14 protein-coding genes are annotated in these 15512 nt (G+C 60.3%); 7 read left to right on the top strand and 7 right to left on the bottom strand.

The genetic code is table 11. The features are described 5' to 3' along the window. Positions 1-32: 32 nt before the first annotated feature. From hutH to mdoH, 7 genes are all read left to right on the top strand, one after another. Positions 33-1565 carry a histidine ammonia-lyase gene (gene hutH, locus ACYZTS_RS05765; protein ID WP_461994659.1) on the top strand — a complete coding sequence of 511 codons (1533 nt, stop codon included), beginning with the start codon at positions 33-35 and terminating at the stop codon, positions 1563-1565. 376 nt (positions 1566-1941) lie between these two features. After that, the gene (hutI, locus tag ACYZTS_RS05760; protein ID WP_461994657.1) at positions 1942-3147 is read left to right on the top strand and encodes an imidazolonepropionase; all 1206 of its coding nucleotides are present in this window, start codon (positions 1942-1944) and stop codon (positions 3145-3147) included. Positions 3148-3157: 10 nt separating this feature from the next. Then, positions 3158-3961, top strand: coding sequence for an N-formylglutamate deformylase (gene hutG, locus ACYZTS_RS05755; protein WP_461994655.1), 804 nt, complete (start codon positions 3158-3160; stop codon positions 3959-3961). A gap of 213 nt (positions 3962-4174) precedes the next feature. Next, positions 4175-5146 carry a prolyl aminopeptidase gene (gene pip / locus ACYZTS_RS05750; RefSeq protein WP_461994653.1) on the top strand — a complete coding sequence of 324 codons (972 nt, stop codon included), beginning with the start codon at positions 4175-4177 and terminating at the stop codon, positions 5144-5146. Next, on the top strand, positions 5143-5580 hold the full coding sequence (gene dtd / locus ACYZTS_RS05745) for a D-aminoacyl-tRNA deacylase (protein WP_028621777.1): 438 nt from the start codon (positions 5143-5145) through the stop codon (positions 5578-5580). Before pip ends, dtd begins: the two co-directional genes overlap by 4 nt. Before the next feature lie 321 nt (positions 5581-5901). Next, positions 5902-7713 (top strand): glucan biosynthesis protein G, encoded by a 1812-nt coding sequence (locus ACYZTS_RS05740; protein ID WP_461994650.1) that lies wholly within the window; start codon positions 5902-5904, stop codon positions 7711-7713. Continuing rightward, positions 7706-10276 carry a glucans biosynthesis glucosyltransferase MdoH gene (gene mdoH / locus ACYZTS_RS05735; RefSeq protein WP_461994648.1) on the top strand — a complete coding sequence of 857 codons (2571 nt, stop codon included), beginning with the start codon at positions 7706-7708 and terminating at the stop codon, positions 10274-10276. The genes ACYZTS_RS05740 and mdoH overlap by 8 nt, the downstream gene beginning before the upstream one ends. Positions 10277-10335: 59 nt before the next feature. On the opposite strand, the gene ACYZTS_RS05730 is transcribed toward mdoH, so the two are convergent. The 7 genes from ACYZTS_RS05730 to hisI form a co-directional block, all read right to left on the bottom strand. Beyond that, positions 10336-12252, bottom strand: a complete 1917-nt coding sequence (locus ACYZTS_RS05730; protein ID WP_028621774.1) for a methyl-accepting chemotaxis protein — start codon at positions 12250-12252, stop codon at positions 10336-10338. 250 nt (positions 12253-12502) lie between these two features. Beyond that, complete coding sequence (locus tag ACYZTS_RS05725) at positions 12503-13210, bottom strand: 16S rRNA (uracil(1498)-N(3))-methyltransferase (RefSeq protein ID WP_461994646.1); 708 nt, start codon at positions 13208-13210, stop codon at positions 12503-12505. After that, positions 13207-14001, bottom strand: a complete 795-nt coding sequence (gene tatC, locus ACYZTS_RS05720; protein WP_028621772.1) for a twin-arginine translocase subunit TatC — start codon at positions 13999-14001, stop codon at positions 13207-13209. Before tatC ends, ACYZTS_RS05725 begins: the two co-directional genes overlap by 4 nt. Next, the gene (gene tatB / locus ACYZTS_RS05715; RefSeq protein ID WP_028621771.1) at positions 13998-14432 is read right to left on the bottom strand and encodes a Sec-independent protein translocase protein TatB; all 435 of its coding nucleotides are present in this window, start codon (positions 14430-14432) and stop codon (positions 13998-14000) included. The genes tatC and tatB overlap by 4 nt, the downstream gene beginning before the upstream one ends. A gap of 10 nt (positions 14433-14442) precedes the next feature. After that, positions 14443-14730 carry a twin-arginine translocase TatA/TatE family subunit gene (locus ACYZTS_RS05710; RefSeq protein WP_028621770.1) on the bottom strand — a complete coding sequence of 96 codons (288 nt, stop codon included), beginning with the start codon at positions 14728-14730 and terminating at the stop codon, positions 14443-14445. Between the two features lie 25 nt (positions 14731-14755). After that, on the bottom strand, positions 14756-15088 hold the full coding sequence (locus ACYZTS_RS05705; protein ID WP_008047820.1) for a phosphoribosyl-ATP diphosphatase: 333 nt from the start codon (positions 15086-15088) through the stop codon (positions 14756-14758). Then, positions 15081-15482: a phosphoribosyl-AMP cyclohydrolase gene (gene hisI / locus ACYZTS_RS05700; protein ID WP_028621769.1), complete on the bottom strand. Its 402-nt coding sequence runs from the start codon at positions 15480-15482 to the stop codon at positions 15081-15083. The genes ACYZTS_RS05705 and hisI overlap by 8 nt, the downstream gene beginning before the upstream one ends. Positions 15483-15512 lie beyond the last annotated feature (30 nt).

Genomic DNA, 15512 nt, shown 5'->3' with positions numbered 1-15512 from the left:
GTTAATAACAAACTCTCAAAAGGAGCATTTGAATGACTGCGCTTAACCTGATTCCCGGCCAACTGAGCCTTGCCCAGCTGCGTGACATTTATCAGCAGCCGGTGCGGATTACCCTCGACGACAGCGCCTCGGCGCAGATCGAAGCCAGCGTCGCCTGTGTGGAGCAGATCCTCGCCGAAAACCGCACTGCTTACGGCATCAACACCGGTTTCGGCCTGCTCGCCTCGACGCGCATTGCCAGCGAAGACCTGGAAAACCTCCAGCGCTCGCTGGTGTTGTCGCACGCTGCCGGTGTCGGCGAGCCGATCAGCGATGCTCTGGTGCGACTGGTCATGGTGCTCAAGGTCAACAGCCTGAGCCGTGGTTTTTCCGGGATTCGCCGGGTGGTGATCGATGCGCTGATCGCGCTGATCAATGCCGAGGTATACCCGCACATTCCGTTGAAAGGTTCGGTCGGTGCATCCGGTGACCTCGCGCCGTTGGCGCATATGTCGCTGGTGCTGCTGGGTGAGGGCAAAGCGCGTTACAAGGGTGAATGGCTGGACGCGACCGAAGCACTGCAAGTCGCAGGCCTCAAGCCGCTGACCCTGGCCGCGAAAGAAGGTCTGGCGCTGCTCAACGGCACGCAGGTGTCGACCGCTTATGCGTTGCGCGGTTTGTTTGAAGGTGAAGACCTGTTTGCCGGCGCCGTCGCGCTGGGCGCGCTGACGGTTGAAGCGGTATTGGGCTCGCGTTCGCCATTCGATGCACGCATCCATGCTGCCCGTGGCCAGAAAGGCCAGATCGACGCCGCTGCCGCCTATCGCGATTTGCTCGGAGAGCGCAGTGAAGTGTCCGATTCGCATCAGAATTGCGACAAGGTTCAGGACCCGTATTCCCTGCGGTGCCAGCCGCAAGTTATGGGCGCCTGCCTGACCCAGTTCCGACAGGCTGCCGAGGTGCTCGCTGTCGAAGCCAACGCAGTGTCCGACAACCCATTGGTGTTCGCCGCTGAAGGCGACGTGATCTCCGGCGGTAACTTCCACGCCGAGCCGGTGGCCATGGCGGCGGACAACATGGCGCTGGCCATCGCGGAGATCGCCTCGCTGAGCGAACGTCGAATCTCCTTGATGATGGACAAGCACATGTCGCAACTGCCGCCGTTTCTGGTGGCCAATGGCGGCGTCAATTCCGGGTTCATGATCGCTCAGGTGACTGCGGCAGCGCTGGCCAGCGAGAACAAGGCTTTGTCGCATCCGCATTCGGTGGACAGCCTGCCGACGTCGGCGAACCAGGAAGACCACGTGTCGATGGCCCCGGCTGCCGGCAAGCGCTTGTGGGAAATGGCAGAAAACACCCGCGGCGTGCTGGCGGTGGAATGGCTGGCGGGGTGTCAGGGGCTGGATCTGCGTAAGGGTTTGAAGACCTCGGCGAAGCTGGAAAAAGCCCGCGCGATCCTGCGCGCTGAAGTGCCGTTTTATGAGAAGGACCGGTTTTTTGCGCCGGACATCAATGCGGCGACTCAATTGTTGGCGACGCGTTGCCTGAATGAATTGGTGTCGGTGAAGTTGTTGCCGAGCCTGTAAGGGCCCCATCGCGGGCAAGCCCGGCTCCCACAGGGATTGTGTGAACGCTGCAGATCCAGTGTGGGGCTGAGGCCATCGCGAGCAGGCTCGCTCCCACAGGGATTGTGTGGACGCTGCAGATCCAGTGTGGAGCTGACGCCATCGCGAGCAGGCTCGCTCCCACAGGGATTGTGTGAACGCTGCAGATCCAGTGTGGGGCTGAGGCCATCGCGAGCAGGCTCGCTCCCACAGGGATTGTGTGGACGCTGCAGATCCAGTGTGGAGCTGACGCCATCGCGAGCAGGCTCGCTCCCACAGGGATTGTGTGAACGCTGCAGATCCAGTGTGGGAGCGAGCCTGCTCGCGAATCGATTTTGAACAAGACGAGGAACCCGGGATGAAAACCCTCTGGCACAACTGCCACGTCGCGACCATGGCGCAAGGCGTCTACTCGATCATCGAGGACGCAGCCATCGTGACGTCCGGTGCGCACATCGAGTGGCTCGGCCCCCAGGCTGAACTGCCGCCGGGAGACTATTCGGCCACCACCGATTTGCACGGAGCCTGGGTCACCCCAGGCCTGATCGACTGCCACACCCACACGGTGTTTGGCGGTAACCGTAGCGGCGAATTCGAGCAGCGTCTGCAAGGCGTCAGTTATGCCGAAATCGCGGCGGCCGGCGGCGGTATCGCCAGCACCGTACGCGCCACCCGTGCCGCATCGGAAGACGAGCTGTTCGCCAGTGCCGCCAAGCGTCTGAAAAGCCTGATGCGCGACGGCGTGACCACCGTCGAAATGAAATCCGGTTATGGCCTCGACCTGGCCAGCGAGCGGAAAATCCTGCGGGTCATTCGTCGTCTCGGCGCGGAACTGCCAGTCAGCGTGCGTAGCACCTGCCTCGCGGCGCACGCCATGCCGCCGGAATACGCGGACCGCGCCGACGACTACATCGAGCACATTTGCACACAGATGCTGCCAGCGCTGGCGGCCGAAGGTCTGGTGGATGCGGTCGATGCGTTTTGCGAGTACCTGGCGTTTTCGCCCGCGCAGGTCGAGCGCGTGTTCATCGCCGCGAAACAACTGGGCCTGCCGGTGAAGCTGCACGCCGAGCAATTGTCGTCGCTGAACGGCTCAAGCCTGGCCGCGCGGTATCACGCCTTGTCCGCCGATCATCTGGAATTCATGACCGAAGACGACGCCATCGCCATGGCCGCCTCCGGCACGGTCGCTGTGCTACTACCCGGTGCGTTCTACTTCCTGCGTGAAACACAGTTGCCGCCAATGGACGCGTTGCGCAAACACGGCGTGAGAATCGCCATCGCCAGCGACCTCAATCCCGGCACCTCACCGGGACTGTCACTGCGCCTGATGCTGAACATGGCTTGCACTTGCTTCCGCATGACCCCGGAAGAAGCGCTGGCGGGCGCGACGATTCATGCCGCTACCGCGCTGGGCATGGCCGACACCCATGGTTCGCTGGAAGTGGGCAAGGTCGCGGATTTCGTCGCCTGGCAAATCGATCGTCCCGCCGACCTGTCGTACTGGCTGGGCGGCGATCTGGAAAAACGCGTCGTGCGCCACGGCGTCGAAACGAATCTGTAGGAGAGCAGTTGTGGACAAGGTTCTGAATTTCAAACAAGGCCGTGTGCCGCTTTTGATCAGCATGCCTCACGCCGGTCTGCGCCTGACGCCGGCCGTCGAGGCCGGGCTGATCGGTGACGCGAAAAGCCTGCCGGACACCGACTGGTACATCCCCACGCTGTATGAATTCGCCGACGCGCTGGGTGCCAGTACGCTGGCGGCTGAGTATTCGCGATTCGTCATCGACCTGAATCGTCCGTCTGACGACAAACCTTTATATGCCGGCGCCACCACCGGTTTATTCCCGGCGACGCTGTTCGACGGCATTCCGTTGTTTCGCGAGGGCATGCAACCTTCGGCAGCGGAGCGGGCGAGTTATCTGGAGAAGATCTGGACGCCGTATCACAGCGCGCTGCGCGATGAACTGGCACGACTGAAAGCCGAGTTCGGTTACGCCCTACTGTTCGATGCGCATTCGATCCGCTCGATCATCCCGCATCTGTTCGACGGCAAACTGCCGGACTTCAACCTTGGCACCTTCAACGGCGCCAGTTGCGATCCGCAGTTGGCCACGCAGCTGGAAGCGATTTGCGCACAACATGCCCAGTACAGCCATGTGCTCAACGGTCGCTTCAAGGGCGGTCACATCACCCGGCATTACGGCAACCCGGCCGACAACATTCATGCAGTGCAGCTGGAATTGTGTCAGAGCACCTACATGGAAGAGTTCGAACCGTTCCGGTATCGGCCGGATCTGGCAGAGCCGACGCAGATAGTGCTCAAGGAACTGCTGCAAGGCCTCTTGGCCTGGGGTGAAAACCACTACAAGCGCTAGCCTGGCGCAAAACCCTGTAGGAGCGAGCCTGCTCGCGAAAAATCCGCAAACGCCGCAATGCGTCAGATTCAACGCATTATCGTTGACGACCATCGCGAGCAGGCTCGCTCCTACAGGGATCGTGCTCATTCACGTAAATCGGGTTTATGATGCCGAACGGCAGAATAATAGAAGTCCCCCCAGGGATGACCTCGACCCCTTACGGAGCGCGCAATGCAGACTTTGTACCCGCAGATCAAACCCTACGCCCGGCATGATCTGGCTGTCGATGAAACCCACACCCTGTACGTTGACGAAAGCGGTTCGCCGGAAGGATTGCCGGTGGTGTTCATCCACGGCGGGCCCGGTGCCGGATGTGATGCGCAGAGTCGCTGTTATTTTGATCCCAATCTATATCGCATTGTTACCTTCGACCAGCGCGGTTGCGGTCGCTCGACGCCCCATGCCAGCCTGGAAAACAACACCACCTGGGACCTGGTCGCCGACCTTGAGCGAATTCGCCAGCACCTGGGCATCGACAAATGGGTGCTGTTCGGCGGTTCATGGGGCTCGACCCTCGCGCTGGCCTACGCGCAAACCCATCCAGAGCGGGTACACGGTCTGATTCTTCGCGGGATATTTCTCTGCCGTCCGCAGGAAATCGAGTGGTTCTACCAGGCGGGCGCCAGTCGTCTGTTTCCGGATTACTGGCAGGACTACATCGCGCCGATTCCGCTGGATGAGCGCGACGACTTGCTCGCGGCGTTCCACAAGCGATTGATCGGCAACGATCAGATCGCGCAAATGCACGCGGCAAAGGCCTGGTCCATGTGGGAAGGCCGCACGGCAACCCTGCGCCCGAACCCGTTGGTGGTCGACCGCTTCTCCGAGCCGCAGCGCGCGTTGTCCATCGCTCGCATCGAATGTCACTACTTCAGCAACAACGCCTTCCTCGAACCCAACCAGCTGATTCGCGACATGGGCAAGATCGCCCATCTGCCAGGCGTGATCGTGCATGGCCGCTACGACGTGATCTGCCCGCTCGATAACGCTTGGGAGCTGCATCAGAACTGGCCGAACAGCGAACTGCAGGTAATCCGCGACGCTGGCCACGCGGCCTCGGAGCCGGGCATTACCGACGCATTGGTGCGTGCGGCCAGTCAGATGGCGCGGCGCCTGCTCGACCTGGCTCCCGACGAAGCATGAAGGGGCTCCTGCAACGGGTGAGTGCCGCGCGGGTCGAGGTCGCGGGCGAGGTGGTCGGTGCCGTCGATCAGGGCCTGCTGGTATTGGTCGCGGTCGAACCCGCAGACACGCCGGCCAGCGCCGACAAACTTTTGCATAAGCTGCTTAACTATCGTGTGTTCAGTGACGCCGAGGGCAAGATGAATCTGTCCTTGGCGGATGTCGGCGGTGGGTTGCTGCTGGTCTCTCAGTTCACCTTGGCCGCCGACACCAAAAGCGGGCTGCGACCGGGTTTTTCCACGGCTGCCCCTCCGGCCTTGGGGGAGGAGTTGTTCGACTATCTATTAGGCAAAGCGAAACAGGTGCATGGCACTGTGGCATCAGGTAGATTCGGCGCGGATATGCAGGTGCATCTGGTCAACGACGGCCCGGTCACCTTCCTGTTGCAGACCTGAAAGCGCTTGAAACAACTTTTTAAGCGTTTTTCGCCTGAAAACAGGGTTTTTTCGCGAAAAATACTTGCTGGCGCCTGATGCGTTGTAACGCAGCCTGCTAGATAATCGCGCGCTACGGGGATCGGCGTTCGTTGGTCCGTTTTTGACTTAGGTAGAGACTTGTCCTGGGCCTGTTGGGGAATCATTTTGCCCCATGGGAGTCGGAACAATGCTCGCCAACTTGGCAAGAGTCGCTGGCAAGGTCGGTTTTTTGAACCGCACACCGAGCTGGCACTTTAACTGGCCGTTGGTTTTTTGATCTGTTTTCGGCGAGGGTTGCTCGTGATTGTTAGTCCCTGTAATGCACCAAAATTGACTGCCAAACGGTTCCGAAGCGCTCTGGTAGCGGGCTCTGCTCTGCTCTGCCTGCTCAGCGCCGGCCAGCTTTGGGCATTCAATCTGGAGGATGTGTCGGTCAAGGCAAAAGAGCTGGCCGGGCAGAAGTACGAAGCCCCGCGCAGTAATCTGCCAAACGAATTCCGCGAAATGAAATTTGCGGACTATCAGAAAATTCGTTTCCGCACCGAAAAAGCTGAATGGGCCGATCAGAAAACCCCGTTCAAGCTGTCGTTCTATCACCAGGGTATGCATTTCGATACGCCGGTGAAAATCAACGAAATCACCGCAAACAGCGTCCAGGAAATCAAATACGACCCTACTCGTTTCGATTTCGGCGATGTGCAATTCGATCCGAAAGCCACTGAGCAACTGGGTTACGCCGGTTTCCGTGTGCTTTACCCGATCAACAAGGCCGACAAGCAAGACGAAATCATGACCATGCTTGGCGCGAGTTATTTCCGCGTTGTCGGCAAGGGGCACACCTACGGTCTGTCCGCTCGCGGTATGGCCATCGATACCGCTTTGCCGTCCGGCGAAGAATTCCCGCGTTTCACCGAGTTCTGGATTCAACAGCCGAAGCCGGGCGACAAGCACCTGGTGATTTTCGCGCTGCTGGATTCGCCTCGCGCTACCGGTGCTTATCGCCTGACCCTGCGTCCTGGCAGCGACACCGTCGTCGACGTCAAGGCGCGGATGTTCCTGCGTGACAAGGTCACCAAGCTTGGCGTCGCGCCGCTGACCAGCATGTTCCTGTTCGGCGCCAATCAGCCGTCCAAGGTGCTCAACTATCGTCGAGAGCTGCACGACTCCAGCGGTCTGTCGATTCATGCCGGCAACGGCGAGTGGATCTGGCGTCCGCTGAACAATCCTAAACATCTCTCTGTGAGCAACTTCTCCATCGAGAACCCGCGTGGTTTCGGTCTGCTTCAGCGTGGCCGTGACTTTAGTCACTACGAAGACCTCGATGATCGCTATGACAAGCGCCCGAGTGCGTGGATCGAACCGAAAGGCGATTGGGGCAAGGGCTCTGTAGACCTGGTGGAAATTCCGACCGCCGACGAAACCAACGACAACATCGTTGCTTTCTGGAGCCCGGAAATACTGCCTGAGCCAGGCCAGCCGCTCGACGTTGCCTACCGCATGCACTGGACCATCGACGAAGCTGCGCTGCACGCTCCGGACAGCGCCTGGGTGAAACAGACTCTGCGCTCCACCGGTGACGTCAAACAGTCCAACCTGATCCGTCAGCCGGATGGCAGCGTTGCTTATCTGGTCGACTTTGAAGGCCCGTCGCTGTTGGCATTGCCGGCAGACACCGACGTTCGCAGTCAGGTCAGCGTTGGCGATAACGCCGAACTGGTCGAGAACAGTGTTCGTTACAACCCGGACACCAAAGGCTGGCGCCTGACCCTGCGCATGAAGATCAAGGACCCGAGCAAGGCCACCGAGATGCGTGCTGCACTGGTCAAGAACATTGTCACGGCCGATCTGGCCAAGACGCTGCCGACCTCCAATTCCTCCGTTGCCAAGGCCGACAAGGTTGCTGCCAAGCAGCAGGAGAAAGAGGACAAGGAAGCCAAGCTCGCCGAAGCCAAACAGGCTGAAGTCAAGCCAGTCGCCGCTACCAAGGAACAGGACAACAAAGACGCCAAGCAGCCAGTCGCTGCCGAAGCGGCCCCAGCCACACCGGAATCGGCACCGACTGAAGAAGTCCTGACCGAGACCTGGAGCTACCAGTTGCCTGCCGATGAGTAATTCTCAAGTACAGCCAGAGACTCTTGCCGAGTATCTGGCGCATCTACCGATGACCGACGAGCAGCGCGCGGAACTCGCGGGCTGCCAGTCATTCAGTGAACTGCACCAGCGTCTGTCGTCCTCGACGTTTGACGCTCCGGTTGAGGCTGCTCAAGCTTCGGTCGGCAAACGTTTGACCTTGAATACCGCCGAAGAACTCGAAGAAGCGGAAATGCTGGCGATGGATGCCAGCGGTCGCGTGGTTCTCAAGGCCACGCCGCCGATCCGTCGGACCAAAGTCGTGCCGGAGCCGTGGCGCACCAATATCCTGGTGCGCGGCTGGCGTCGGCTGACCGGCCGTACCAATCCGCCGCCGCTGCCAAAGGATGAGAACGTGTTGCCGGCCGCCCGCTGGCGCACGGTTGGCTCCATCCGTCGCTATATTCTGCTGGTCCTGATGCTGGGGCAGACTATCGTCGCGGGCTGGTACATGAAAGGCATCATGCCGTATCAGGGCTGGTCGTTCGTCAGTCTCGACGAGATCATGCACCAGCCGTTCCTGCAGACCGTTACGCAAGTGCTGCCGTATGCGCTGCAAACCAGCATCCTGATTCTGTTCGGGATTTTGTTTTGCTGGGTATCGGCCGGTTTCTGGACGGCATTGATGGGCTTCCTCGAGTTGCTCACCGGTCATGACAAATACCGTATTTCCGGTAAAAGTGCCGGCAACGAGCCGATTCCCAAGGACGCGCGCACCGCACTGGTAATGCCGATCTGCAACGAAGACGTGCCACGGGTGTTCGCCGGTTTGCGGGCGACGTTCGAGTCAGTCGCGGCCACGGGCAACCTGGACCGCTTCGACTTTTTTGTACTCAGCGACAGTAACGATGCCGACATTTGCGTTGCCGAGCAGCAGGCGTGGCTGGATGTCTGCCGTGAGGCCAAAGGCTTCGGCAAGATCTTCTATCGTCGTCGTCGTCGTCGCGTCAAACGCAAAAGCGGTAACCTCGACGACTTCTGCCGTCGCTGGGGCGGCGACTACAAGTACATGGTCGTGCTCGACGCCGACTCGGTGATGAGCGGCGATTGCCTGTCCAGTCTGGTGCGCTTGATGGAAGCCACGCCGGACGCCGGGATCATCCAGACGGCGCCGCGTGCGTCGGGCATGGACACCTTGTACGCACGCATGCAGCAATTCGCGACGCGCGTATACGGCCCGCTGTTCACTGCCGGTCTGCACTTCTGGCAGCTGGGCGAATCGCACTATTGGGGCCATAACGCGATCATCCGCATGAAGCCGTTTATCGAGCACTGCGCTTTGGCGCCGTTGCCGGGTAAAGGTGCGTTCGCCGGTGCAATTCTGTCCCACGACTTCGTCGAAGCTGCGCTGATGCGCCGTGCCGGTTGGGGCGTGTGGATCGCTTATGACTTGCCGGGCAGCTATGAAGAACTGCCGCCAAACCTGCTGGACGAACTCAAGCGTGACCGTCGCTGGTGCCACGGCAACCTGATGAACTTCCGCCTGTTCCTGGTCAAAGGCATGCACCCTGTGCACCGTGCGGTGTTTTTGACCGGCGTGATGTCTTACCTGTCGGCACCGTTGTGGTTCTTCTTTCTCGTGTTGTCGACGGCATTGCTCGCGGTCAACACGCTGATGGAGCCGCAGTACTTCCTGGAGCCGCGTCAGCTTTATCCGCTGTGGCCACAATGGCATCCAGACAAGGCGATCGCGCTGTTCTCGACGACCATCGTGCTGCTGTTCCTGCCGAAATTGCTGAGCATCATCCTGATCTGGGCCAAGGGCGCGAAAGAGTTCGGCGGCAAGTTCAAGGTGACGCTGTCGATGCTGCTGGAGATGCTGTTCTCCATGCTGCTGGCGCCGGTGCGGATGATTTTCCACACCCGTTTCGTGCTCGCCGCGTTCCTCGGCTGGGCCGCGACCTGGAACTCGCCACAGCGTGACGACGACTCGACGCCATGGAGCGAAGCGGTTAAACGCCACGGTCCGCAAACGCTGCTGGGTTTCTTCTGGGCGCTGCTGGTGATTTGGCTGAACCCGAGCTTCCTGTGGTGGCTGGTGCCGATCGTCGGTTCGCTGATGTTGTCGATTCCGGTGTCGGTGATCTCCAGCCGCGTTGGCTTGGGCCTCAAGTCCCGTGACGAGAGCCTGTTCCTGATCCCTGAGGAATACAATCCGCCACAGGCACTTATCGACACTGACAAGTACACGCACGAAAACCGCTATCACGCGTTGAAAGACGGCTTTGTCCGCTCGGTCGTCGATCCTCAGCAGAACGCTCTGGCGTGCTCGCTGGCGACTTCTCGTCACCGTGAAGCCGAGCCGATCGAATGGCTGCGGATAGAACGGGTTCGTCACGCTTTGAAAGTCGGGCCGGAAAGCCTGACCAACGACGAGCGTGTGCAGTTGTTGAGCGATCCTGTGGCGTTGGGTCGTCTGCATGAGCAGATCTGGAACGAAGGTCATCCGGAGTGGCTGGAAACCTGGCGTAAATCGGTGACCGCCGATCCCCATGCGCCGCTGCTGCCACTCAGACCTATAAGTGCTCAGCCTCAGTTGGCATGAAGAAAATGAAAAACCCCGCGAAAGCGGGGTTTTTTTTGGCTGATTATCTTTGAATCACTTCAAACCTTGAACCTGCCCACCAGCGTCTGCAAATGCGTACCCAACCGCGCCAACTCAATGCTGGAAGCCGCCGTCTCTTCGCTGGCGGCCGAGGTCTGCTCGGACACATCACGGACATTCAGCACGCTACGGTTTATCTCCTCAGCTACTGCGGTCTGCTGTTCAGCAGCGGCGGCAATCTGCTGGTTCATCGACTGAATCGCCGATACCGTGCGCGTGATGTTTTCCAGTGAGCCGCCGGCCCGACGGGTCAGCTCGACGCTGCTGTCGGTCAGGGTACGGCTGTTGTCCATGATGGTCGCCACTTGCTGGGTGCCGGTTTGCAGGCCGATGATGAGTTCTTCGATTTCCTCCGTGGATTTCTGTGTGCGCTGGGCGAGGCTGCGGACTTCGTCGGCGACCACCGCAAAACCGCGTCCAGCCTCACCGGCGCGCGCTGCTTCAATCGCCGCGTTGAGCGCCAGCAGGTTAGTCTGCTGGGCCACGGATTTGATCACGTCGAGGACGCTGCCAATCTTGTCGCTCTCGCGCTTGAGATGCCCCATGGCTTCGGTGGAGTTGCCGACTTCGAGCGCCAGACGCTCGATTTGTGCGATGGCTTCACCCACCACTTTGTCACCCTCGCGGGCTTGCTGATCTGCAGCGGCAGCCGCTTCGGACGCTTCTTCGGCGTTGCGCGCGACTTCCTGCACGGTGGCGGTCATTTCGTTCATGGCAGTCGCGACCTGATCGGTCTCGATCTTCTGGCTATTGACCCCGGCGCTGGTCTGCTCGGTCACGGCGGACAACTCTTCGGCCGCGCTGGCGATCTGGGTGACACCCTCGCCGATCCCGCTGATCAGTACGCGCAGGCCTTCCGTCATGCTCTGGATCGCGCGTTGCAACTGGCCGAGTTCGTCACGGCGTTGCGACGCCAGGTTGTGCGTCAAATCGCCGGCCGCGATGCGCTCGGCCACCTTAAGCGTTTCGTTCAGTGGCGTGACGATCTGGCGAGTGATGAACCATGCCGCGAAAAGGCTGATAACCAGCGCCAGGCCGGTGGCCCACATCAGCATGTTCTTGGCATGGGCCGCGTCGGTATCACGCACGACGGTCTGTGAAACCGTGAGTTTCGTGCTGGCATCAATCAGGACATCGCCTTGCGCGCTCATACTTTTGAGGGCGGCGGCATTGGCGGTTTGGGAGTCGCGGAACTGGCTGACGGCGGCGCGATAAGTCTTCAACGATTCGCCGGACTGTTGCAGGTTGGCGGCGAATTCCTCCGGAAGACTGGTCGTCAGGCTGCTGAGGGTTTTCAGCGCAGCGTCGATAGCGTCGAGGGCCGGTTGTTCAGCGTCGGCCCGGCCGCTATAGGTGTAGCCACGGACCTGGTAGCGCGCTTGCTGCAGTTGTTTGCTCAGGTCGACCACGCTGTTGAACTGCGCAATGTTGTCGCCTTGCAGCATGGATTTCTCGATCTCCGCGATCTTCGCCACGGCATTATCGGCAGCAGCGCCGAGCTTGCTGCGGGCGTCTTCACGCTGTGCGCTGGCCTGTGTCATCGCGCCGAACGCACGCTTGTATTCGCTTACGGCGGCCAGTTGCTGGTCAATCAAAGCGATGTCTGACGGTTGTTCGATCAGCGTGCGTGCGGTATTCAGTCCGCTGTCGAGTTTACCCAGTAGCTGATTGACCTCCTCAGGGCCCTGTTCGCCACGGCGCATTTCGTAAGCCTGGCGGGCGATGCGCAGCTCTTTGCTGAGGTCGTTGAGGCTGGAGATAAAGCCCAGCTTGTCACCGCGGCTCATCACCTCGCCTAAACCGGTCCAGCCGGTGAAGGTGATCAATAACGTCAACAGCAGCACCAGACCGAAGCCGATCCCCAGTTTGCGATTAACGCTGACGTTTCCCAGTTTCTCGGCTAGCCATCCGTACATTGCTGCAACTCCCACAGACCACAAATTGGTTTTTATGGAAGCTGTATCGGCCCATGGGTGGGATTCTGTAGAAAGTCCCCGGACTTCACGACGGACGTCATCCTTGTAGCAGCTGGCGCAGCCTGCGTTCGGCTGCGCAGCAGCCGTCTAACCCTGATTGCACAATTTCCCTGAACCACTACAGAGGTGGACAAAAGACTGCTGCGCGGCCGGACGCAGGCTGCGCCAGTTGCTAAAGGTATTGAGATAGTCAGAACAGGCGAGCGAGCAACGCGGTGACGGCGGTTTCGACGCGCAGGATGCGTTCGCCCAGTTGCACCGGCTGAAGGCCGGATTTGCCCAGCAGGTCGATTTCGTAAGGAATCCAGCCGCCTTCCGGACCGATGGCGAGGGTCACAGGTTCGTCCAGCCCGCGCGGGCAGGGCGGGTACTTGCCAGGGTGGCCGACCAAACCGAGCGTGCCTTCCGCCATCGCCGGCAAGCGATCCTCAACGAACGGTTTGAAGCGCTTCTCGATGACGATTTCCGGCAGCACGCTGTCTCGCGCCTGTTCGAGGCCCAGTATCAACTGCTCGCGAATTGCCTCGGGCTCAAGGAACGGCGTCTGCCAGAAGCTCTTCTCGACGCGATAGCTGTTCACCAGCACGATGCGCGGCACACCCATGGCCGCGACCGTCTGAAACACCCTGCGCAGCATTTTCGGGCGTGGCAGGGCCAGGATCAGCGTCAGTGGCAGCTTGGCGGGTGGTGACTGATCAAGCGTGACGCGCAGTTCGGCTTCATCGGCGGCCAGGTGTAGCACTTCAGCCGAGCCCATCAGGCCGCCGATGCGCCCGACGCGCATGCTGTCCCCGACTTCGCAGCGATGGACTTCCTGCATGTGCGTCAACCGTCGATCCCGCAGGATCACCCGGTCAGCCGCAATGAAATCGGCCTCTTCGAGCAGCAGCAGGTTCACGCTTGAGTCGCAGGAGGCTGATCGTTGGGGTCGTCGACCGGCTGATCGTCAGGATGATCACCGCGTTTGCTGATCAGACTGCTAAACAGGATGCCGATCTCGAACAGCATCCACATCGGCACCGCCAGCAGCGTCTGCGAAAAAATGTCCGGCGGGGTCAGGATCATGCCCACCACGAAGCAACCGATGATCACGTAGGGGCGAATCTTCTTCAAGTAGGCGACATTGACCACGCCGATCCATACCAGCAAGACCACGGCCACCGGAATCTCAAAGGCGACGCCGAAGGCGAAGAACAGCGTCATGACGAAATCGAGGTAGCTGGCGATGTCAGTCATCATTTCCACGCCGGCCGGGGTGGCGGCGGCGAAGAACTGGAAGATCAACGGGAAAACCAGGTAATAGGCGAACGCCATGCCGGTGTAGAACAGCAGAATGCTCGACATCAGCAGCGGCACCGCAATGCGCTTTTCATGCTTGTACAGGCCTGGCGCGATGAAGCCCCAGATCTGATGCAGGATCACCGGAATCGCCAGGAACAGCGAGACCATCATGGTCAGCTTCAACGGCGTGAGGAACGGTGACGACACATCGGTAGCAATCATCGTCGCGCCGGTGGGCAAATACTGGCGCAACGGCGTGGAGACAAAGGTGTAAATCTGCTGGGTGAAGGCGAACAGCCCGGCGAAAATGATGAAGATCGCCGCTACGCAGCGCAGCAGTCGAGTACGCAGTTCGGTGAGGTGCGACACCAGCGGCATGTGCTGGTCGTTTTCAGGAAGGTCGCTCATGGGGCTCGCGGCGGCAAAGGGGTATCGTGAGGCGCCGGGGTGACGGGCGCGGTGGAGGGCGCTGAGGGCGCGGGTTCAACAGCGGTCACCACCGGCGCCGTGACAGGCGCAGCGTCAGGTTTCGGCGCGTGAATGGTCTGCGGGGCCACGGGCTCGACCGGTGGCACCGGCGTGGGCTCCTGCTGAGTCGGCGTGAAAATCTTCCGCGCCTCCTGCTCCAGCGACAGAATGTGTTCGTTGTGCAGTTGCCGACGGATCTCGTCAGCACCGATTTCACGCTCAACTTCCTGTTTGATCGCGTTGAAGCTGCGCTTCAGACGGCCGACCCACAGGCCGGCTGTGCGCGCAGCACCCGGCAGACGCTCAGGGCCCAGCACCAGCAGGGCGATGAGGCCGACGAGCAGCAGTTCAGAGAAGCTGATACCAAACATTAGTCAGTGCTCACACGTCTTTGCGGGTTGGCTCTTCGACTTTCTGCGCCTGCACGTCGATGGTGTGCGGCGGGTTCACCGGCTGGGCGGCCTGTGGATGAACAGGCTGAGCAGGCGGCACCGGTTGCGCCGGGGTCACGGTCGGGTCGGCCGGTTTTTCGTCATCGTTCATGGCTTTGCGGAAGCCCTTGATCGACTCGCCGACGTCAGTGCCGAGGTTTTTCAGCTTTTTGGTGCCAAACACCAGCACGACAACTACCAGGATGACGATCCAGTGTTTCCAGTCAAAAATGCCCATGGTGCTGCTCCTCTCAAATAGTTGTTCAGGCGGACGGGCGCGAGGCTTTCTCGGCGTGTCCGGACAGACCGAAGCGACGGTCAAGTTCATCGAGCACAGCCTGCGGATGCTGCCCCAGCTGGGCAAGCATGACCATGCTGTGGAACCACAAATCGGCGGTCTCGTAGATCACATCGCTGCAGTCGCCGCTGATGGCGGCGTCCTTGGCGGCAATGATGGTTTCGACCGACTCTTCGCCGACTTTCTCCAGAATCTTGTTCAGGCCCTTGTGATAAAGGCTGGCGACGTACGAACTGTCGGCGGCGGCGCCCTTGCGCTCTTCCAGCACTTCTGCCAGACGGGTCAGCGTGTCACTCATGAGTGTGTCCTGCGCTATAAATGGCGTGCGGGTCTTTGAGCACCGGGTCGACGGTTTTCCAGTCGCCGTTTTCGAAGACACGATAGAAGCAACTCTGGCGGCCGGTGTGGCAGGCAATGTCGCCGATCTGCTCGACCATAAGAATGATCACATCGGCGTCACAGTCCAGGCGCATCTCGTGCAAGACCTGTACGTGGCCGGACTCTTCGCCCTTGCGCCACAGCTTGCCACGGGAACGTGACCAGTAAATGGCGCGGTTTTCGTCCGCCGTCAATTGCAGGGCTTCACGATTCATCCACGCCATCATCAGGACGCGCCCGGTTTTGTGATCCTGAGCGATCGCTGGCACCAGGCCGTCAGCGTCCCACTTGATCTCGTCCAGCCAGTTGTTCATCTTCAGTTCCTGAAGCAGCCCCAAGCTCTA

It is taken from the genome of Pseudomonas sp. TMB3-21, assembly GCF_054898145.1.
The sequence above is the reverse complement of the archived record's forward strand: the minus strand, read 5'-3'. Positions and strand labels throughout refer to the sequence as shown.